A 20,900-nucleotide genomic window follows, 5' to 3' on the forward strand; every position below is an offset into this window, starting at 1 on the left:
GCCGCAAGGGCCCGAACAGGCTTCCGCCTCCACACCTTCAGGAGATTTCGGTCCACGACCAGCGCGACGCGCAGGGCTTCGTCACTGTACACGCTGACTGCTCCCAGGCGCCCCGGCCCATGGCAAGTAGCGGAAACGGACGGGAAAGCGCCCGCCCGGGGGGGCGGGGCGGGCGCGGTTCCGCATGGGTTTTCTGGATCAAACGAAGGTGAAGTCCGACGCGGTCAGGCCTAGGTCGGCCACGGTGACTACACCGCCCAGGTGGGCGAACTCGTGCGCGCTGCCGTCGGCGGTGACATAGGCCAGAGTTGCAACTCTGTCAGTGTAGCTGCTTTGGTAGACAATGATGTCGCCGGCGTGCTCGCCGGAGATCGCACTCGCCGCCTCATTAGCAGAGTTGAAAGATTCACCAGTGATCACCACGACGTGTTCGCCGTTCGCACCCGACGCCGCACCGCTGTAGAAGCTGCTCACCGGGTAGCCGGACTGTATGCTGGCGTTGTTGACGAAGTTCGCGCCAAAACCGTCGTTGTAGAGGCCTACCGCATCGAAGGCGAACTTGTCCTCCGCAGGGTTGAAATCGGTGATAGTGGTAACGTCCGACGTCGACCCGACAACCCCAGGCACCGGATTGTGGAACTGGAACACGAACGTGTCACTGTCGCTGCCCCCGGTCAACGTGTCCTGGCCGTCACCCACGTAGAGGACATCCTGGCCGGGTCCGCCGCTGAGCCTGTCATTGTCCTCACCGGAGACGCGCGCGTTGAAGCGGCCGTTGTCGCCGGAGAGATCGTCCCAGCCATCTCCGCCGAAGATGCGGTCGTTACCCTCGCCGCCGATGGCTCGGTCACTCCCCGCGCCACCCGAGATCTCGTCGTTGCCGCCACGACCGTCAAGCCAGTCACCGCCCTGGTAACCCTCGATCCAGTCAACACCCTCGGTGCCGAGGAGTGTTTCGGAACCCGGGCCACCTTCGATAATCTTTGCCATTGAAAATACTCCTAATGATGCCCCTGCCTGAGTCGTTCATATTCGTCATCGGACAATTGGAGAAATCGATTGCTTGGATAGGCATACATTTACGAAATGGATGCATTCTCGTTCACTTCGCCCTTCTGCTGAGCAGTTGCGGGCTCGCAGGCGGCGGGGACACGCCCCAGGCAATCGGCCCGAATATTCACACTCAAAGAACGGTCCAGGAAAACTTGGCAACCGGTCGTCCTGGTTGGGCCGCCCTCGGAAGAACGGGCATGGGGCTGTGTTGCCGAGTCGCGCCGGCACTGCCCATTGCGAGCAATGGAACGTTAGGGAGCGCGTTCGCGCGAGCCGAGATCGGAACCGACAGGCGCACCAGGTAGTACGAAATGCCGGGTTCACCAGGATTTCTCCGACCACCCCGCCAGTCGGGTGCTGTATCTTCTCACTAGGAAACGACGACAAAGTGTCCGGACGCTACAACCGCACCGGAGAGATTCGTGAAGGTCGCCCAGGCTCCGGCTCCTCCCACAAAGATCACGCTCGCCAGAAGGCCCGCCACCAGGTGCCGGCGAATGGACTCGAAACGTCATTGTTCTGATGAATGCCGGACACCGGGATCCTCCATGTCAGCGCGCTCTGCCACGTGATCCTGTGTAGACTCGATGGCCTTCAGGACTTTGGAACGCGCACCGAATGATCGCTGCCGTCCACCTTCCATCACCAACACCAAATCGACGGCGCGGATGGCGCTCGGCCGATGGGCGACGACAACCGCAATGCCCTTGCGCTCGCGCACGGAGGCGATCGCATTAACGACTGCAGCTTCGCCTTCCGCGTCGAGATGGGCATTGGGTTCATCCAGCACGACAAGGAAAGGGTCTCGATAAAGGGCCCGGGCAAGACCGATAAGCTGACGCTGCCCGGCGGAAAGTGCCGATCCGGCCTCACCAATCGGAGTTTCGTATCCGTGCTCAAATCGGAGGATCAGTTCGTGCGTGCCCGCTGCTTTCGCCGCGGCGACAATAGCCTCAGGGTCAGGATCATCTTCAAAACGAGCGATGTTTTCGGCAATGGTGCCATCGAACAATTCAACACCTTGTGGCAGATAGCCGATGTGACGGCCTAGTGCTTCCCGGTCCCATTGATCGAGGCTTGCGCTGTCGATGCGAACCTTCCCGGCGACCGGCGTCCATGCGCCGACGATGGCGCGCGAGAGTGTCGACTTGCCCGAGCCCGACGGGCCGATGACCCCGAGTGCGCTTCCCGCCTGAATGGCAAACGCAAGGCCGGTCACGGTCGGCTTGCTTTCGCCGGGCGGAACGATTGTCACGCTTTCGAGGCGCAGTTCGCGTTCAGGTGCAGGCATTAGCATAACAGGAGCGGTTTCAGGAACCTTTTCCAAGAGGTCCTCCAGCCGCGCCCAACCCTGGCGCGCCATGAGGAAGGGTTTCCAGCTTGAAATGGCGAGGTCGACCGGAGCCAGCGCACGCCCCATCATGATCGAACTGGCAATCATGACCCCGGCCGTAGCCTCTTCCCTGACGACAAGGTACGCACCGACGGCAAGAATGGCCGATTGCAGCAGCACGCGCAGCGACTTTGAAATGGCACCCAGCCCACCTGCCACGTCCCCAGCTTTCCGGTTGGCGGCCAGAAACTTGGCATTGGCCTTTTGCCATCGGGCAGCGATCCGCTTTCCAAGACCGAGAGCTTGCACGACCTCGGCATTGCAACGCGCTGCTTGCAGCAGACCATTGCGTGCCATGTTGTGGGCAACGGTATCGCTTATCGGCCCTTGCGAGAGAGTGTTGGCAAGGAGTGTCAGAGATGTGAGACCGACCGCCCCGATAAGTGCCGTCATGCCGATCCAGAAATGAAGGAGGAAGCAAATGCCAAGATAAAACAGCATCCATGGCAGATCGAAGAACGCTGTCGGACCGTTTCCACCTAAGAAGCCGCGAACATTGTCGAGATCGCGAAGCGGCTGCAAGCCGTCGCCCGGCATGCGCGTTGAAAGCGGAAGGCGAACGATCGCATCGTGAACGCGTCCGGAAAACTGTCCATCGAAACGCTCGCCAATCCGCAGCAGCACGCGGGCGCGCAAAATGTCGAGCAGGCATTGGAACGCATAAAGCCCCGCAGCGAGCACGACGAGCCCCACCAGCGTGGATACGCTGCCACTTGCCAGAACGCGGTCATAGACCTGAAGCATGAACAGCGGCGAGATGAGCGCAAGCACGTTGACCACGCCGCTGATCAACACAATGCCCCAAATCGCGGAAGTCAGAGGGAAGGGTCTCAAAGCTGAATCCTTTAAGGAATGGTTGTCACGTAAGTCTCCGGAGGCTGGCGACCCAGCTCCCTATATTGCTCCCCGACCGGCAACCGACTGCATCCGCTCGCTGGTTCAGGATCAGTGCTCCCGCCGAATATGTTTGGTCCTGGCATTTAATGGAGCGGGTCAACAACACCGTCCGGCTGAAGGTTTGGAAGGGATTCATCGTGGTCGGCCGCAAGGGCCCGAACAGGCTTCCGCTCCACACCTTCAGGCGCGTTCATATTCGTCATCGGACAATTGCAGAAATCGATTGCTTGGATAGGCACACATTTACGAAATGGATTCACTCTCGTTCGCTTCGCCCTTCTGCTGAGCAGTTGCGGGGTCGCAGGCGGCGGGGGATCGCCATCCATGCCTCCTCTCATAGTCGAGGGGGGGGCAGTTTCTCAATTTGGGGACAACTGAGACGTCCGGTGCTCTTAGGCAGAGGAATCATACGAGATCCCTCCTGCAACATCATTTCCCGCATCCACAGGCTTGCCGGATCACTATTGTGGAGCGCAGGCCATTGAACGGCCTCCGTGAATGCGGGAGGAAGTGGCGGCGGAAGTTTGACAATCCGCAGGGGTGTTGTTTTTGCGAAATGCTGCGCCAGCCGTAAGGGCATGGTCCCGATGCGGCTGGTGCCTGATACAACGGGCGGGATCAGGCTAAAGCCGTGTACGACAACTTCGATACGTCTCTCGAAACCGTGCTCGAGCAAATACCATTCCTCCATGGAGAGCTGCCGGGTGTCCCCGAATTTGAACACAACCTGCCCCATCGATAAGTATCGCTCCAATGTAAGTGGCTCTGACAGCTGCTTGTTCGTGCCGCAGCCTACGCACACGAGCATATCTTCGAACAGGGCTGCGCGAGGATGTTTCGACATGAATACTTCCGGCATGATCAGAAAATCAACGTCGCCGCGCCGGAGAAGCTCCTCGGGGTCGTCGGAAATAGGGAGACATTCAAAGCGGACGGCGGGAGCTTCCCTCGCAGCACGTTCTACGATCTTCTTAAAAAATACGAGCGTGATGTAATCGGAAAGGATAATCCGGAAGCGACGATCCGATTGGGCTGGGTTGAAGGCGTCCCAGGAAATAATCGATAGCTGGATGTGCAGCAATGCCTCCCTGACTGCTGGGGCGAGCCCCTCAGCGCGAGGTGTCAAAATGAGCTCGCGGCCGCTCATCGTAAATAGCTCATCGCTGAAATAGGCGCGTAACCGAGCAACGGCGGCGCTCATTGCCGGCTGGCTCAGGTTAATACTGCGGGCCGCCGCGGTGACTTTACGTTCCCTGACCAGAGCGTCCAACACAACGAGGAGATTCAGATCGAGTCCCTTAAAACGCATGTCTTGATCTAGGCGGCGTGTGAATGGGTTGCGACCAAACATTCAATTCGAATGGTGAGTAGCGTCAACGCATCAGCCTTCGACGAAAAAGAGCAATCGAAAAGAAGAAGGGCAAAACTGTGTATATGCAAAGCGCGCCGATATGCAGGCCCATTTTGTCAATCGGACGGCCAAGCATCGCTGGACGAATGAGGTCGATTGCATGTGCGAGCGGTAATAAGGAGGCAGCATACTGAAAAGCGCCGGGCAATTGGTTGATCGGAAACATCGCGCCGCAAAGGAACAGCATGGGTGTAATAACAAGCGTATTATAAAATATGAAATATTCATAACTGGGCGCAAGCGCCGTGACGACCATCGCTAGACTCGCGAAGGCGAGGCCATTGAGAGCGATGACTGGCAGCAAGCAGAGGATGGATGGCCACGATGCGTAGCCGAGCGTGGTGGCAACAATAGTGATTGCTGTGCCCGCCATGAGGGCCTTCGTGGCTGCCCACGCCAATTCGCCGAGTAAGATATCGCCGAGCGTCAGCTGAGTGCATAGCATTCCTTCCCAGGTGCGCTGGTCGCCCATGCGGCCGAAACTCCCGTAGACCGTTTCAGCGGTCGCCGATGCCATCACGCTTGTGGCAACCATGCCAGCCGCGAGAAACGCAATGTACGAAGTGCCCTCAACAGGACCTATCATTGTTCCGATGCCAAAGCCGAGACCGAACAGATAGATCATCGGATCGGCGAGGTTGCCGAGAACCGATGCAAGCCCGATTTTCTTCCATCCAAGATAGTTGCGGCGCCAAACCGCGACCCAATTCCACGCATTGGCGGGCATGCCCGCCGCATAACGTTCGCCCATTGTTCAGTCCTCCATCTCGCGCCCGGTTAACCGCAAAAACACATCCTCGAGATTGGGGGGACGCTGCAGAAGGCGTAGACCCGTGCGCCCGCGTAGCTGCGCCAGCACCTGCTCCGGATCGGGTGCATAGCAAAAAAGCGTCTCACCGCTCACCTCGATGCGCTGTGCGTACGGCCGGATCAGCGCACCCAGTTCATGCGGATTGCCGCCGTAGACCTCGACCACGTCACAGCCGATCTGCTCGTCAATGAGTTCGGACGGGCGACCTTCGGCGATCTTGCGCCCCTCCTCCATAACGCACAGCCGATCGCACAGCCGCTCGGCCTCTTCCATGAAATGGGTAGTCAAAAGAATAGTCTTGCCCCGCGCCAGCAGCGATCGCAGCCGATCCCAGATCAGGTGGCGGGCCTGCGGATCGAGGCCGGTGGTCGGCTCGTCCATCACCAGCAAGTGCGGGTCATTGATGAGCGCACGCGCGAGCGTCAGGCGCCGCTTCATGCCGCCGGACAGTTCGGCGACGCGCGCATCCGCTTTGTTCTCGAGGCGGGCGAACTCAAGCAGCGATGGTATGACCGCATCGATCTGGCGTCTGCTCATCCGGAAGTAGCGCCCGAACACCAGCAGGTTCTCGCGTACAGTGAACGCGGCATCAAGATTGTCGAACTGCGGGACCACGCCGATGCGCATACGCGCCAAACGCGCGCGCGCCGGCACTGGAGCGCCGAGCACAGTAATCTTCCCCGCATCAGGCGATGTCATGCCGAGGACCATACGCGCAATCGTGCTTTTGCCCGCGCCGTTCGGTCCCAAGAGCCCGAAGCATTCCCCCGCCGCAACGCGGAACGACAGCCTGTCGACAACGAGCTTGTCATAAGTTTTGCTTACGTCAGTAAGGTCGATCGCTATCATGGACATGGGTTCATTTTACCGAGAGGGACGACAAAACTGGCGGTTGCTTGGTTCCCTGCCGACCTGAAACTGTGACTCGTCTTCGCCATCCCCGCCGTCGATAACGAACTGATCGACATCACAAGGATCTAGCCGCTGCTCAGCTAAAGCGGCGACAATTGCGTCGAGATTATCGATGGATTGGTAACGCGGATCGTTGTGCCGCTTTTCCTGGTCATCGCAGAAGACGAGCCGTCCATCCTCGACCAGGGCGATCGCCCCATCATGGGTCAGCTTGGTACCACAGATGCGCATAGTGTCTCCACGTTAACGGCGATAGATTCGAGATTCATCAGGAAGCGGAAATCGGGTTCCGGAAACGGACGAGCAAGCAGTCTTCGTTGACGGACTCGCCCCGACACTCAAGCCGCTCTACCTCGATCAACGTTTCGTTCAGCATGGCGATGACCGGCTCAGCACCAGCGGCGTGACCCCAGCGACGGCAATTAGCATCCCTTGCCGATCCGAAGATCAGATGCCCGCCTGGCGCAAGCACCCGCACCAGGTTTTTGACGGCCGCGCGCATCTCGGCTATGTCTCCGAGGTAGTAGAGGACCTCCGCCACAACGATCACGTCAAACAACTCGTCGGTCGAAAACTGTTGAACATCGCAGACTATCCAGTTGATGCGCGACGGCTCCTTTATCCGTTGACGTGCTCGAGCAATCGCTTGCGCCACGACATCGATGACGGTGAGCCCTTGGCAGTAGGGGACTAGTTTTTCCGTGAATGCGCCGGCAGCGCACCCGACTTCGAGGGCATTTGTAATGGGGCCTTGGGCAAGCGCCAGCTGGAGCATTTGCGTGTGGCGCTTCCGCTCGAATGGATTGCCGTCGAGGCGCCACGGATCGTCGGCGGCCAATTCCCGATCAAGCAACTGATGATTTACGTTCTGGGTCAAACTCGTGCACCTCTCGTCCGTTAGGTATTTGCGGTCAGTCGTCGCCGCAAATGTTGTCCGACAGGACTAATTCCGAAGAATCCCGCGCAAGATTGAGCCTGCGAAGCGGAGCCGAATGGGGCGAGAGTTCTGCCCTGCTGGAACCAGTGATCGGAGCTTGGGTGGGGGCCTGTTTTCCCCCAGTGTTCGATGTAGCGACAGCAGAGCTTCGCGACAGCCAATCGCTATTGCTCAAGGTACACAGCGCGTAGGCCTTCAACGGAAGCAAGAGAAAGACGTTGATGAACGTGTGCAGCGAAAAGCCAAGAAATCGAAATTGTCGAGCACGAAATGCTACCACGCTGCATCGGAGCATGGTCATGGACACAATCATCAGTCCTGTCCACCAAGGCACAGTGCCTGTCAGTGCGAAATGTGCGAGGCCCGTTAATACCGATAGGGCGAGGAGTAGCGCGCCGAGATTCTGTCCGACCACGTCCAACGTGAGATAGCTATTTAGGCTAGGCAGCAAGCGCAGCCCAAGCAGCGTGTCCCGGAATGTGCTTCGTGCCCAACGGAGTTGTTGGCGCAGATACGGTCCGAGTCTGTTCGGAACGACTGTGGCCGCGATGGCGCTCGGAACGTATTCGGTTCGAAAGCCTGCTTTCAGCATCAGGATAGTAAGATGGCGATCCTCACCGAAGTCGCTTGGCTTGCCCCGAAAAAATTGCGACTCGTACTGGTCCAGTAACAAAAGGAGCGCAGACCGGCGGTACATGGCACATGGGCCGCAACAGCACATAACGGCACCGAAGCGAGCCTGTGCCGCGCGCTCCTCGTTGCAAGCCAGCCAGTACTCCATGTCTATCAGCCTGGTCAGCCAACTCTCGGTTCGGTTACTGGCCGTCAACTGACCCATGACTGCGCCGACCGCTGAATCTCGCATCTTCGGTACAAGCTTGGAAATGACGTCGGGCGCGAGTACCGTGTCTGAATCAACGTTAAGCACCAGATCCCCTGATGAGCGTCGTATCGCGGCGATCTGCGCCTTGCGCTTTCCAACATTCTCGGGAAGCAAAATGATGTCGAACCTGGGGTCGCGCGCGTAGTCTTCGTGGACAGTTCCTAAGGCTTCGCGATTTCCAGAACCGTCATCAACCAAATAGACCCGAAGTCTTCCGGCGTATTCTTGGTCTGCAATGGAAGCCAGGCACTCTGAAAGCGTGCGCGGATCCTCGTTGAAGCAGGGGACGATGACATCGACGCTGGGCAGTTTGTCGGAGCCGGCGAGAACCTCCAACGCCGACGAATCCTTTGTCGGCATAGCATAAAGCCCTTGCATGCTCTTATAGGCAGTCGAGAGCAGTGCATAAAGCGAAATGGCCACAGTGCTGGTTGTACCAAGAAGAGTCATGGGATCTCGTTGTTCAGTGATGTTGAGGAAGTGAGCGGATTACAAATCCGCGCTCACGCAGTGCTGGAATCAGCCGGGACAGCGCCGTGACCGTCTGGTCGCGCATGCCGGCGTGAGCGCCCTGGCTCAACTCGCCGGGAGGGCATCCGTCGTGCAAGAGTACAATTGCGCCCGGCCGGACGGAGGCGAGCACTTTATCGAGAATCGCCTCGACTCCAGGGCGAGACCAATCTCGAGGGTCGACGGACCAATGAAGGGCCGCCAGCCCGGCGATCTGTGATGCTGTGCAGACTTCTTCGCTCCAGGCGCCGTAGGGCGCGCGAACAAAGCGGACCGAGGCCTGCGGGCACGCTCTCATGATGGCGTCGTTCGCTTCAAAGACCTCACGTTGCACTTCGCCGAAACCGCATTGGTACAGATCCGGATGAGACATCGTGTGGTTGCCTACCTCGTGCCCTTCTGCGATCATCCGTTGGATTAGATATGGGTGCTCTAAGGCGTAGGCGCCGATGACGAAGAAAGTCGCCGGCACCCGCTGCTCTGCCAGCACGTCGAGAATCTCCGGTGTGAAAAGTGGATTGGGACCGTCGTCAAAGGTCAGATAAACGCTTCGACGGCCGGTGCCGTCAGAGCACTCACGGCGCACTTCGTACAAGCAATCGGACCGGCTCATAGCTCTGGTCCGTTCCGATCTATCATCGTGCCCGTGGGCCATTCGCTGATCGGCCGTCCAACTGGCAGAACAATTGTGAGTGCGTCATCGATGCGTGTGGGCGGCAGGTCGAGGCGGGCCTCTGGTCGGGTGGAGCGCACGCGAATTCCCGACAAAACGGCCATAGGGCTGTATCGCCGTCCAAACCTCTCAACATGATTCCGCAGCGCGTCCCTGACCGTTCCGAAAGCGAATGGAACGCCAAGCTCCTGCAGTATTGGAAGCATGACATGGATTGAATGGGCGATTCCCAGACCCTCAAGGTCCGGACGTACCCCGTACAGGCCCAGTTCAGCCACCAACAGGTCGACCGCGTCGACCTTGATGAAACGGCGCAGTATGCCCATGTGAGCCGCTACACCGCTTGAATCATAGGCGATTACGCGGAGTTCAGGCCTGGCTCCGGCCCAGCTTCGACTACCTTCGAACGGTTCTGCGTTGGACGCCCCAGTCGGCCCGTACGTATCACGAAAGAACTCGGCGAGCTTAACGTGATCGGAGAGCTGCAACTCGTTTTCCCAGCACAACTTCCACTGCACCTGATGGCGCATTCAGGACCTCTCTTCATATTGGTTTTTGCGGCCGCATTACTCGACCAAAGCGGCGTTGTTGGCTGCACTCAGCCGTTGTCGTTGGCGAAGGTGAGCCAGACACTCTCTCGAGTTCCGGCCCGTGTCGTCGATTTGAGCTTGACGTCGCTCACTTTCCGTTCCTCTAATGCATGGCTCGTAAATTCGTAAAATTGATTGTTTGAATGATACGCATCCACACGTTGGATAGAACATGACATGCGTTTTAAAGGGCTGGATCTAAATCTCCTCGTTGTGCTGGACGCTCTGATGAGGGAGCGTAAAGTCACTGCCGCGGCTCGCAGTATCAACCTGAGCCAGCCGGCCATGAGCGCCGCCGTTGCTCGGCTACGCGCCTATTTCAACGATGAGCTATTTACGATGAACGGCCGCGAGCTCATTTTGACGCCGCGCGCCGACGGGCTCGCCCCAGCAGTCCGGGACGCATTGCTGCACATCCAGCTATCGATTATTTCCCCCGACGCCTTCAACCCGGCCCAATCGGATCGTCTCTTCCGAATCATGCTTTCCGATTACATCACGCTCGTATTTTTTAGGAAGATAGTAGAGCGCGCTGCGCGGGAAGCTCCCGCCGTTCGCTTTGAATGTCTGCCTATTTGCGACGACCCCGAGGAGCTTCTCCGGCGCGGCGACGTTGATTTTCTGATTATGCCGGAAGTGTTCATGTCGAAACATCCTCGCGCAGCCCTGTTCGAAGATAAGCTCGTAGGCGTAGGCTGCGGCACGAACAAGCAGCTGTCGGAGCCACTTACATTCGAGCGATACTTGTGCATGGGGCATGTTGTGCTCAAATTCAGGCACACCCGGCAGCCCACCATGGAGGAATGGTATTTGCTCGAGCACGGTTTCGAGAGACGTATCGAAGTTGTCGTACAGGGCTTTAGCCTGATCCCGCCCGTCCTGTCAGGCACCAGCCGCATCGGGACCATGCCCTTACGGCTGGCGCAGCATTTCGCAAAAACAACACCCCTGCGGATTGTCCAACTTCCGCCGCCACTTCCTCCTCCTGCATTCACGGAAGCCGTCCAATGGCCTGAGCTTCACAATAGTGATCCGGCAAGCATGTGGATGCGGGAAATGATGTTGCAGGAGGCATCTCGCCTGGCGCCTTTGCCTGAAATCATTGAGCGTCTCGGGCACGCCGATCCGACCTTTCGTTTCTTGGTACCGACTGCCACCTCGAAATCGCGTGCGAAGTCCCGGAAGATGTTGAGCCCCACTTAATCACCGCCTGTAAGACAGGCTGATCAGCATGTTCGACAAGCGCCGGCGCGGCGCGTGTTACCTACGTTCTGGGGCTGATCTCAGGCGAGTTGCTCGTCGAGGATGTGTGGCAGAGTGATGCCAGCTGCCTTGATTGCCCGCTTTGGCCGTAGGTGGTGACGACGCGAGCATTCTTTTCGATGGCGGCTTCTGGAGGCGGACGCGATCGCGTAGGAGCGGTTGCCCTTCGGGCGTCGGGCCTTTGGCCCGGCAGAGCGGCGCAGTTCCTTGCTAAGTGCGAGGGGCCGGAACGAGCAGAACACACGCCCGGGCTGCTACTGAATTGACTGCCGCCTCGATTTGCGTGCGAAGTCCCAGAAGATGGTTAGCCCGGTTAAATTCCTACCTTGCCGGCTGTGCCGCGGCTTTTCACGTGCAGCCAGGCGAGGAGATGGCGGTCGACGAGGTCGACCCCAAATGGACTGTGCTGGCCTCGCTCGGCTCTTGCCGTGCGGGATCATTGACCACACCCCCTGCACGAGAACGTGGGGCATGTTGGCAAGTGAAGCCGGTGGAGGTTGACGCTGCGGATCTAGGCAATCTACCTCGCGCTTCCGCCTTCATATATTTTCCGGCAGATGGATGTCGAACGGCAGAAATGTCTGTCCGGGTGTTTCAGCGGTGCCGGTCTCGATAGCCCGTGTCATCAGCGTTATCAGCTCCTGGCAAAGCCGGCGCATTGGCGTGGCGACCGCCATCGTGACGATGTTATCTGCAAGCGCTGCCCGAGACTCAGGTGTGATTTCATTCACGATCGCGACGAGATCCCGACTTTTGCCCTCTTCTCGGAGCGCGGAGATCGCGCCCTCCATGCCGCCGCCGGCGACATAGAAGCCGACGAGCTCGGGCTCCCGCTGCATGAGATCAAGCGTTGCCTCGTAGGTGATCTGCCGCTTCTCGAGGTTCATGACCGGATCCAGCACCTCGAACGTGGGCGCGTTCTCACGGCAATAGGAGCGAAAGCCGACGTCGCGGAGCTCGTGCCCCTGGAAACGATGGCTGCCGACAAACACCGCCACTTTGCCGGGCCGTTTTGCGACCTTGGACACCATCCAAGCGGCCGTGCGCCCCACCTTGCGGTTGTTGAGGCCGATATACCCCTGTCGCACGCCGGCCGCGAAGTCGGAAAGCAGCGAGAAAACCGGAATGCCCTTGGCCTTGAGGTCCTCAACCGCTGCTGTGATTTTCGGGTGGTCCGGTGCCACCATCGCGATTGCATGGCAGCGTGCGCCCAACTCCTTGAGCGGCGCGATCAGGTCGCTCGGCATATGTGACGGGGCGAATTCGACGAGCGGAATGCCGTGGAAGGACTGGGCCAAATTGACCGATGCTTCGACCTCGCGCGCAAAATCTTGGTAGAAATGCTGGGCCGGTTTTCTCAAGATGAAGCCCAGACGGTAGTGCGGTAGGTCTCGCCGCAACCGCTGCTTGATTAGCCCGGCAGCATGATAGCCGATCGCCTGGGCGGCGTCGTGGACCCGCCGCGCGGTCTCCTCGCGCACCGGATGGCGGGCGTTCAGAACCCGATCGATCGTTGCTACGCTGACTCGGGCTTCGCGGGCGAGATCGGCAATTGTGGGGCGCTTGGTCATAGGTCCTATTCTGATTGGTTTTTGACGCGGGCCGGCTCTCTGTCCGCCTAACGCGTTTCGGTTTCGGGTGGCAAAGTGAAGACGTCCCCATACGAATGGGCACAGCGTGTTGGACGAACATCATTGCAGACGTAAACCGGCCGGGTATACTGAAAGGCTCATTCGCTTAAAGGGCGGTGACGATTTGCACTCACACATTTAGCGCTTCTGATACATGGTCCGTGAGGAGCCGTTTAGAGGCTGCGGGTCGGTCGTTCAGTTATGTGACCAGCTAAGCGACTTGACAGGTCGTGGGCCGCCCACCTTACTTGCAGGAGGGTAGCCGGTTTGATGCCTCGGTAAGCTGATGACCGCTGAAGGCAGCTTTCATCTGTGCTCGGTCCAACTCTCCTTCCCAGCGTGCGACGACGAGGGATGCCACTGCGTTGCCGACGCAATTCGTCAGCGCCCGGCATTCGGACATGAATCGGTCGATGCCGAGTATCAGTGCCATCCCAGCAACGGGAACACTCGGAACTACCGCGAGCGTAGCCGCCAGGGTGATGAAGCCCGCACCTGTCACACCTGCAGCGCCCTTGGAGGAAAGCATTGCTACGAGCAGCAGCAGCACCTGATCGCCGATGGACAGATCCGTGTTCGTCGCCTGTGCGATGAAGAGAGCCGCTAGCGTCATGTAGATATTCGTGCCGTCCAGATTGAACGAATATCCGGCCGGGATGACGAGACCCACAACCGAACGCCTGGCGCCCGCCTTCTCCATTTTCTCCATCAGGGACGGGAGCGCCGCCTCCGAGGAGGACGTTGCGAGGACAAGCAGCAGCTCTTCCTTGATGTAACGAATGAGAGAACAAATCGAAAAGCCGTTGTACCGGCAGACTGCGCCGAGAACCCCGAACACGAAGAGGAAGGCGGTGAAATAGAACGTCGCGACCAGCATCGCGAGGTTGACTACCGAACCGATGCCATATCTGCCGATGGTGAAGGCCATCGCGCCAAAAGCGCCGATCGGCGCGGCCTTCATCAGAATTCCGACGAGCTTGAAGACAGGCACAATGAGCGCCTGGAGGAAGGAAACGACAGGCTTGCCCGTCTCTCCGGCCATCGCAAGCGCCATGCCGAACAGAACCGAGAAGAACAGCACCTGCAGGATGTCGCCTTCCGCGAAGGCACCGACGATCGTTGGCGGGATGATGTTCATCAGGAAGCCGGTGACCGACTGCGCTTTGGCTTTTGCGGCATAGGTATTCACGGCCTGGACATCGAGCGAGGCCGGATCGATGTTCAGGCCGTCGCCAGGCTGGACGACATTGGCGACGATGAGGCCGACGATCAGCGCGAGCGTTGAGAAGGTGAGGAAATAAACCATTGCCTTGCCGGCGACCCGGCCGACCTTATGAAGATCGTTCATGCCGGCAATGCCGGTCGCAATTGTCAGGAAGATGACAGGCGCGATGATCATCTTGACCAGCTTGATGAAGGCATCACCCAGCGGCTTCAGGCTCTCGCCGGTCTCCGGATAAAAATAGCCAATTGCGACGCCGAGCGCGATGGCGGCAAGCACCTGGGCGTAGAGCTTGGTGTAGAAGGGTTTGCGGGGCGCGGGACTTGCGCCGCGGACTTGTGCAGCTGACACTGTTTCTCTCTCCCTGACCGGATCGAGGTGGCGTGACTTCTCCCGGGCTTCTCCCTATCGCGGCGCTCCGGTCGAACGCTGCACCAACGCCGCCGCAATACCCATGCCAGATGAATCCGCATCACCTGAACTGATGTGGGCTCGCCAATGATGGAGGAGCGGTGTCAGACCAGCGGGCAAGGCCGCGGTCCGAACGCCCTTGATGGTCTCTGGCAGAGTGCTGCCGGTCGATTTACCTTCTGTCTTGTTCATGGTGGCGTTCCTTCCAGGGAATCGGTGACGTTGAACATCACCAGCCTGCCATGACCGCCCTCTCTCAGCGAATTTGCAGAACTCTCAGCACACTACCGCCGTCCAGATGACAGGCTAACTTACCCCTGTTCGGAAGCGCTCGTTTCTAGACAGCCTACGACCATGCAGCCACTGCAATCACAGAATAAATTCGGACGGCCTTTTGGACGACCCATTTTGCAAATCAACGCCCGCAGCAGGGGCAGCCGTTTCCAAGCGGTCGCATCGTAATCTGTTCAGACTTTTCGATACGCTCATTGAGTGTGCCGATTTCGGCCCCCAGTGATGGTGCTGACCACGACGATGCGATTCATAAAGTTGCGAGCACCGCCTACGAAGTCGTACTCGACGCCAGCTTCGCGCCTTCACACGCGACATCGCCGCCGCCTGATCAACTCGAGAAAGATGGCGCTTGCGGCAACGGACCAGTGCCGTTGGCTGTTATTATCGCTCCCGCCCCTCCTTCGCGGGCGCTGGTGAATGGCACGGCCCCGCATTTACACTCCGCGCGGTCAGCCGCTCGGGCAAGGCATGGCCGGCCCAGGTATTTCTGCTTCAACGCAAAGATAGAACTGATGAATCCTATCATAGACCGCGAGGTTTCCTTTCACAGATGAAAGAAAGCTCGATTGACTATGCCGCCTCGCTCCAGTCTTTTGAAAACAACGTGTGTTTGCCCGGGGCAAGCCAATAACATGGCCAAGCCTCGTGAGGGAGTAGCCAAGCGATGCGTCAGGGCTAGACCCGCTTTGCACTCGACCACACGGCGGCGGCACGAGTTCACGTCGGAGCATTTTCGCGCGTGCCCGCGACGTCGCGGGCGCACATGCCGCCAGCCTAGATTTGATGGCGCGAGATCGAGGATCACATGCACCACAACATTAGCAAGTCAGAACAGAATGCCCGCGACTGCGGCATATCGCTGCCGAATGCGATAAAGGGTTGTCCAAAGCCCGACACGAATCCTGCGAATGTGGCATTGCACGAGCGCGCGCTAACCGGCATCTTCGAAATATCGAAAGTACTCGCCGATGCCGCCCGGCTCGAACTCAAGTTGGCCAAGGTAGTCGATCTCCTGCACTCGTTTGTGCAGATGCGGCACGGCATCATCGCTCTCTGCGATGCCGAGGGCGGACTGGACATCACAGTGGCCAGCGGCTGCGGCACGAACGGCAACGAGCCCTCCCGGTCGCGCCTGCCGCGCAACGCCATCGATCAGATTGTCACGACCGACACGCCGCTCGTCGCCGACGACATAGCGATGCATCCGACCTTCACTGCCACTGATATCGAAGTGCTTGGGGCCTCCGACGCCGTGTCGTTCATCGGCGTTCCCATTCGTGTTGATGGGAACGCCATAGGCGCGCTGACTTTGGACCGGGTTTTGGAAAGCAGGTCAAGCTATCGGCTCGACGATGATGTCCGGCTGCTCACCATGATTGCCAACATGGTGGGACAGACAGTCAAGTTGCATCGCTTCTCCGCGGCCGACAGCGAGCGAGCGCCGGAGCTGGAACATCGGCAGCAAACGAAATTTTCTGATGTTAAGCACCCTGCACCCCGGCGCAAAAAGGTTCACGTCGAGGGGATGATTGGTGACAGTCCGGCGATAAGCGCCCTGCTGGAGAAGATCGCGGTCGTAGCGAAGGCAAAAACCACAGTTCTGTTGCGAGGTGAGTCCGGTACCGGGAAGGAGCTGGCTGCCAAGGCAATTCACGAGTTGTCGCCGCGCGCCAAGCGGCCCTTCGTTAAACTCAATTGTGCAGCGCTCCCAGAGACAGTCCTGGAATCCGAATTGTTCGGTCATGAGAAGGGTGCCTTCACAAGCGCATTCAATTCCCGCAAGGGGCGCTTTGAGCTCGCTGACAAGGGGACGTTGTTTCTGGATGAGATTGGCGAGATCTCGGCCTCGTTCCAGGCAAAGCTACTGCGCGTGCTGCAGGAGCAGGAGTTTGAGCGCGTCGGCAGCAATCAGACCATCAAGGTCGATGTTCGCGTGATTGCCGCCACGAACAGGAACCTGGAAGAGGCGGTTGCAAGGAATGAGTTCCGCGCCGACCTATACTACCGCATCAACGTGGTTCCCTTGCTGGTACCAGCATTGCGCCAAAGGCGCAGCGATATTCCGCTCCTCGCAGCTGAGTTTCTCAAGAAGTTCAACAACGAGAACGGCTGTACGCTCACCTTCGATCCCCGTGCGATTGAAGTGCTGATGAAATGTGAGTTTCCCGGCAACATTCGCGAGCTTGAAAATTGCGTGCACCGGACAGCGATCCTGGCCGAGGGACTGTCAATCGGGAGAAACGACTTTGCCTGCTCCCAAGGCCAATGCTTTGCCGAGGCGCTGTGGAAGTGCAGATCGGGCAAGGCCGCGCTGCAACCACCGCCGATCCTGCCGGAGTCAGCGAATTTGGCCACGCCCCCGGACGAGGCCGCCAGTTCGGCCGCGACTACAGGCCCGCTTGCCGGCGCAACCCACCCAATTGGCGCGAGGACGCCCGATATAGAGCGCGTCATTGCTGCCATGGAAAGATGTGGCTGGGTGCAGGCAAAGGCAGCGCGCTTGCTTGGGCTGACCCCGCGCCAGATTGGCTACGTGCTGAGGAAATACGGCGTCGAGATCAAGCGTCTTTGAAAGCATGACCCTGGGCATGAGCTGAGCCGCTTAGCGCCTTGGCGCCGCGCAGCGATGCAGATCCGCGTGCGCGTCAACTCGATTCGACCGAGGACAGCGTCGACTTACTTGACTTGTGAGCGGATAACTTCTATATGATGTGGACACTTTAAGAAGGAGGTATAACCATGGTCCGTCCTGTAGAAACCCCAACCCGTGAAATCAAAAAACTCGACGGCCTGTGGGCATTCAGTCTGGATCGCGAAAACTGTGGAATTGATCAGCGTTGGTGGGAAAGCGCGTTACAAGAAAGCCGGGCAATTGCTGTGCCAGGCAGTTTTAACGATCAGTTCGCCGATGCAGATATTCGTAATTATGCGGGCAACGTCTGGTATCAGCGCGAAGTCTTTATACCGAAAGGTTGGGCAGGCCAGCGTATCGTGCTGCGTTTCGATGCGGTCACTCATTACGGCAAAGTGTGGGTCAATAATCAGGAAGTGATGGAGCATCAGGGCGGCTATACGCCATTTGAAGCCGATGTCACGCCGTATGTTATTGCCGGGAAAAGTGTACGTATCACCGTTTGTGTGAACAACGAACTGAACTGGCAGACTATCCCGCCGGGAATGGTGATTACCGACGAAAACGGCAAGAAAAAGCAGTCTTACTTCCATGATTTCTTTAACTATGCCGGAATCCATCGCAGCGTAATGCTCTACACCACGCCGAACACCTGGGTGGACGATATCACCGTGGTGACGCATGTCGCGCAAGACTGTAACCACGCGTCTGTTGACTGGCAGGTGGTGGCCAATGGTGATGTCAGCGTTGAACTGCGTGATGCGGATCAACAGGTGGTTGCAACTGGACAAGGCACTAGCGGGACTTTGCAAGTGGTGAATCCGCACCTCTGGCAACCGGGTGAAGGTTATCTCTATGAACTGTGCGTCACAGCCAAAAGCCAGACAGAGTGTGATATCTACCCGCTTCGCGTCGGCATCCGGTCAGTGGCAGTGAAGGGCGAACAGTTCCTGATTAACCACAAACCGTTCTACTTTACTGGCTTTGGTCGTCATGAAGATGCGGACTTGCGTGGCAAAGGATTCGATAACGTGCTGATGGTGCACGACCACGCATTAATGGACTGGATTGGGGCCAACTCCTACCGTACCTCGCATTACCCTTACGCTGAAGAGATGCTCGACTGGGCAGATGAACATGGCATCGTGGTGATTGATGAAACTGCTGCTGTCGGCTTTAACCTCTCTTTAGGCATTGGTTTCGAAGCGGGCAACAAGCCGAAAGAACTGTACAGCGAAGAGGCAGTCAACGGGGAAACTCAGCAAGCGCACTTACAGGCGATTAAAGAGCTGATAGCGCGTGACAAAAACCACCCAAGCGTGGTGATGTGGAGTATTGCCAACGAACCGGATACCCGTCCGCAAGGTGCACGGGAATATTTCGCGCCACTGGCGGAAGCAACGCGTAAACTCGACCCGACGCGTCCGATCACCTGCGTCAATGTAATGTTCTGCGACGCTCACACCGATACCATCAGCGATCTCTTTGATGTGCTGTGCCTGAACCGTTATTACGGATGGTATGTCCAAAGCGGCGATTTGGAAACGGCAGAGAAGGTACTGGAAAAAGAACTTCTGGCCTGGCAGGAGAAACTGCATCAGCCGATTATCATCACCGAATACGGCGTGGATACGTTAGCCGGGCTGCACTCAATGTACACCGACATGTGGAGTGAAGAGTATCAGTGTGCATGGCTGGATATGTATCACCGCGTCTTTGATCGCGTCAGCGCCGTCGTCGGTGAACAGGTATGGAATTTCGCCGATTTTGCGACCTCGCAAGGCATATTGCGCGTTGGCGGTAACAAGAAAGGGATCTTCACTCGCGACCGCAAACCGAAGTCGGCGGCTTTTCTGCTGCAAAAACGCTGGACTGGCATGAACTTCGGTGAAAAACCGCAGCAGGGAGGCAAACAATGAGCTCAAGGAGACATGAACGATGAACATCAAAAAGTTTGCAAAACAAGCAACAGTATTAACCTTTACTACCGCACTGCTGGCAGGAGGCGCAACTCAAGCGTTTGCGAAAGAAACGAACCAAAAGCCATATAAGGAAACATACGGCATTTCCCATATTACACGCCATGATATGCTGCAAATCCCTGAACAGCAAAAAAATGAAAAATATCAAGTTCCTGAATTCGATTCGTCCACAATTAAAAATATCTCTTCTGCAAAAGGCCTGGACGTTTGGGACAGCTGGCCATTACAAAACGCTGACGGCACTGTCGCAAACTATCACGGCTACCACATCGTCTTTGCATTAGCCGGAGATCCTAAAAATGCGGATGACACATCGATTTACATGTTCTATCAAAAAGTCGGCGAAACTTCTATTGACAGCTGGAAAAACGCTGGCCGCGTCTTTAAAGACAGCGACAAATTCGATGCAAATGATTCTATCCTAAAAGACCAAACACAAGAATGGTCAGGTTCAGCCACATTTACATCTGACGGAAAAATCCGTTTATTCTACACTGATTTCTCCGGTAAACATTACGGCAAACAAACACTGACAACTGCACAAGTTAACGTATCAGCATCAGACAGCTCTTTGAACATCAACGGTGTAGAGGATTATAAATCAATCTTTGACGGTGACGGAAAAACGTATCAAAATGTACAGCAGTTCATCGATGAAGGCAACTACAGCTCAGGCGACAACCATACGCTGAGAGATCCTCACTACGTAGAAGATAAAGGCCACAAATACTTAGTATTTGAAGCAAACACTGGAACTGAAGATGGCTACCAAGGCGAAGAATCTTTATTTAACAAAGCATACTATGGCAAAAGCACATCATTCTTCCGTCAAGAAAGTCAAAAACTTCTGCAAAGCGATAAAAAACGCACGGCTGAGTTAGCAAACGGCGCTCTCGGTATGATTGAGCTAAACGATGATTACACACTGAAAAAAGTGATGAAACCGCTGATTGCATCTAACACAGTAACAGATGAAATTGAACGCGCGAACGTCTTTAAAATGAACGGCAAATGGTACCTGTTCACTGACTCCCGCGGATCAAAAATGACGATTGACGGCATTACGTCTAACGATATTTACATGCTTGGTTATGTTTCTAATTCTTTAACTGGCCCATACAAGCCGCTGAACAAAACTGGCCTTGTGTTAAAAATGGATCTTGATCCTAACGATGTAACCTTTACTTACTCACACTTCGCTGTACCTCAAGCGAAAGGAAACAATGTCGTGATTACAAGCTATATGACAAACAGAGGATTCTACGCAGACAAACAATCAACGTTTGCGCCAAGCTTCCTGCTGAACATCAAAGGCAAGAAAACATCTGTTGTCAAAGACAGCATCCTTGAACAAGGACAATTAACAGTTAACAAATAAAAACGCAAAAGAAAATG

Annotated in this window: 16 protein-coding genes and 3 pseudogenes; 4 read left to right on the plus strand and 15 right to left on the minus strand. The window is 57.0% G+C overall.

The window, feature by feature from the left end; genetic code table 11:
• Positions 1-198: 198 nt before the first annotated feature.
• The 11 genes and pseudogenes from AC3EMP_RS08400 to AC3EMP_RS08450 all read right to left on the minus strand — a co-directional run bounded on the left by AC3EMP_RS08400 (position 199) and on the right by AC3EMP_RS08450 (position 10,010).
• Complete coding sequence (locus AC3EMP_RS08400; RefSeq protein ID WP_352713843.1) at positions 199-990, minus strand: calcium-binding protein; 792 nt, start codon at positions 988-990, stop codon at positions 199-201.
• A 369-nt stretch (positions 991-1,359) separates the two neighbouring features.
• Positions 1,360-1,590 (minus strand): annotated as a pseudogene (locus tag AC3EMP_RS08405) (HlyD family type I secretion periplasmic adaptor subunit); the annotation flags it as partial.
• Positions 1,565-3,280, minus strand: a complete 1,716-nt coding sequence (locus AC3EMP_RS08410; protein WP_352580325.1) for a type I secretion system permease/ATPase — start codon at positions 3,278-3,280, stop codon at positions 1,565-1,567. The pseudogene AC3EMP_RS08405 and the gene AC3EMP_RS08410, both read right to left, overlap by 26 nt.
• Before the next feature lie 397 nt (positions 3,281-3,677).
• Positions 3,678-4,652 carry a LysR family transcriptional regulator gene (locus AC3EMP_RS08415; protein WP_023685036.1) on the minus strand — a complete coding sequence of 325 codons (975 nt, stop codon included), beginning with the start codon at positions 4,650-4,652 and terminating at the stop codon, positions 3,678-3,680.
• Between the two features lie 64 nt (positions 4,653-4,716).
• Positions 4,717-5,505, minus strand: coding sequence for an ABC transporter permease (locus AC3EMP_RS08420; RefSeq protein ID WP_023698293.1), 789 nt, complete (start codon positions 5,503-5,505; stop codon positions 4,717-4,719).
• Between the two features lie 3 nt (positions 5,506-5,508).
• Positions 5,509-6,420, minus strand: a complete 912-nt coding sequence (gene nodI / locus AC3EMP_RS08425) for a nodulation factor ABC transporter ATP-binding protein NodI (protein ID WP_023685034.1) — start codon at positions 6,418-6,420, stop codon at positions 5,509-5,511.
• A gap of 54 nt (positions 6,421-6,474) precedes the next feature.
• A pseudogene (locus AC3EMP_RS08430) lies at positions 6,475-6,708 on the minus strand (carbamoyltransferase N-terminal domain-containing protein); the annotation flags it as partial.
• A gap of 37 nt (positions 6,709-6,745) precedes the next feature.
• Positions 6,746-7,354, minus strand: coding sequence for a nodulation methyltransferase NodS (nodS, locus tag AC3EMP_RS08435; protein WP_352498806.1), 609 nt, complete (start codon positions 7,352-7,354; stop codon positions 6,746-6,748).
• A gap of 34 nt (positions 7,355-7,388) precedes the next feature.
• Entirely contained in the window at positions 7,389-8,747 is a 1,359-nt protein-coding gene (nodC, locus tag AC3EMP_RS08440; RefSeq protein ID WP_023750024.1) for a chitooligosaccharide synthase NodC, read from the minus strand.
• A 13-nt stretch (positions 8,748-8,760) separates the two neighbouring features.
• The gene (gene nodB / locus AC3EMP_RS08445; RefSeq protein ID WP_023724589.1) at positions 8,761-9,420 is read right to left on the minus strand and encodes a chitooligosaccharide deacetylase NodB; all 660 of its coding nucleotides are present in this window, start codon (positions 9,418-9,420) and stop codon (positions 8,761-8,763) included.
• Positions 9,417-10,010 carry a NodA family N-acyltransferase gene (locus AC3EMP_RS08450; protein ID WP_023694280.1) on the minus strand — a complete coding sequence of 198 codons (594 nt, stop codon included), beginning with the start codon at positions 10,008-10,010 and terminating at the stop codon, positions 9,417-9,419. Before AC3EMP_RS08450 ends, nodB begins: the two co-directional genes overlap by 4 nt.
• 237 nt (positions 10,011-10,247) lie before the next feature.
• Here AC3EMP_RS08450 and AC3EMP_RS08455 point away from each other — a divergent pair, with 237 nt between their 5' ends.
• A complete protein-coding gene (locus tag AC3EMP_RS08455) occupies positions 10,248-11,273 on the plus strand; it encodes a LysR family transcriptional regulator (RefSeq protein ID WP_023712679.1) in 1,026 nt (341 codons plus the stop codon).
• Between the two features lie 80 nt (positions 11,274-11,353).
• On the opposite strand, the pseudogene AC3EMP_RS08460 reads toward AC3EMP_RS08455, so the two are convergent.
• The 4 genes and pseudogenes from AC3EMP_RS08460 to AC3EMP_RS08475 all read right to left on the minus strand — a co-directional run.
• Positions 11,354-11,581, minus strand: a pseudogene (locus AC3EMP_RS08460) (IS1634 family transposase); the annotation flags it as partial.
• A 291-nt stretch (positions 11,582-11,872) separates the two neighbouring features.
• A complete protein-coding gene (locus tag AC3EMP_RS08465; protein WP_023672231.1) occupies positions 11,873-12,904 on the minus strand; it encodes a LacI family DNA-binding transcriptional regulator in 1,032 nt (343 codons plus the stop codon).
• A 304-nt stretch (positions 12,905-13,208) separates the two neighbouring features.
• Positions 13,209-14,537, minus strand: a complete 1,329-nt coding sequence (locus AC3EMP_RS08470) for a dicarboxylate/amino acid:cation symporter (protein WP_023706359.1) — start codon at positions 14,535-14,537, stop codon at positions 13,209-13,211.
• Between the two features lie 54 nt (positions 14,538-14,591).
• Positions 14,592-14,789, minus strand: a complete 198-nt coding sequence (locus AC3EMP_RS08475) for a hypothetical protein (protein ID WP_352545568.1) — start codon at positions 14,787-14,789, stop codon at positions 14,592-14,594.
• Positions 14,790-15,696: 907 nt separating this feature from the next.
• Here AC3EMP_RS08475 and nifA point away from each other — a divergent pair.
• From nifA to sacB, 3 genes are all read left to right on the plus strand, one after another.
• On the plus strand, positions 15,697-17,463 hold the full coding sequence (gene nifA / locus AC3EMP_RS08480; RefSeq protein ID WP_352545569.1) for a nif-specific transcriptional activator NifA: 1,767 nt from the start codon (positions 15,697-15,699) through the stop codon (positions 17,461-17,463).
• Positions 17,464-17,630: 167 nt separating this feature from the next.
• Positions 17,631-19,442, plus strand: a complete 1,812-nt coding sequence (uidA, locus tag AC3EMP_RS08485) for a beta-glucuronidase (protein ID WP_257825605.1) — start codon at positions 17,631-17,633, stop codon at positions 19,440-19,442.
• Positions 19,443-19,461: 19 nt separating this feature from the next.
• Positions 19,462-20,883, plus strand: a complete 1,422-nt coding sequence (gene sacB / locus AC3EMP_RS08490; protein WP_001022105.1) for a levansucrase — start codon at positions 19,462-19,464, stop codon at positions 20,881-20,883.
• The last annotated feature ends 17 nt before the right edge of the window (positions 20,884-20,900 follow it).

This window comes from Mesorhizobium sp. P160219, from assembly GCF_057786095.1.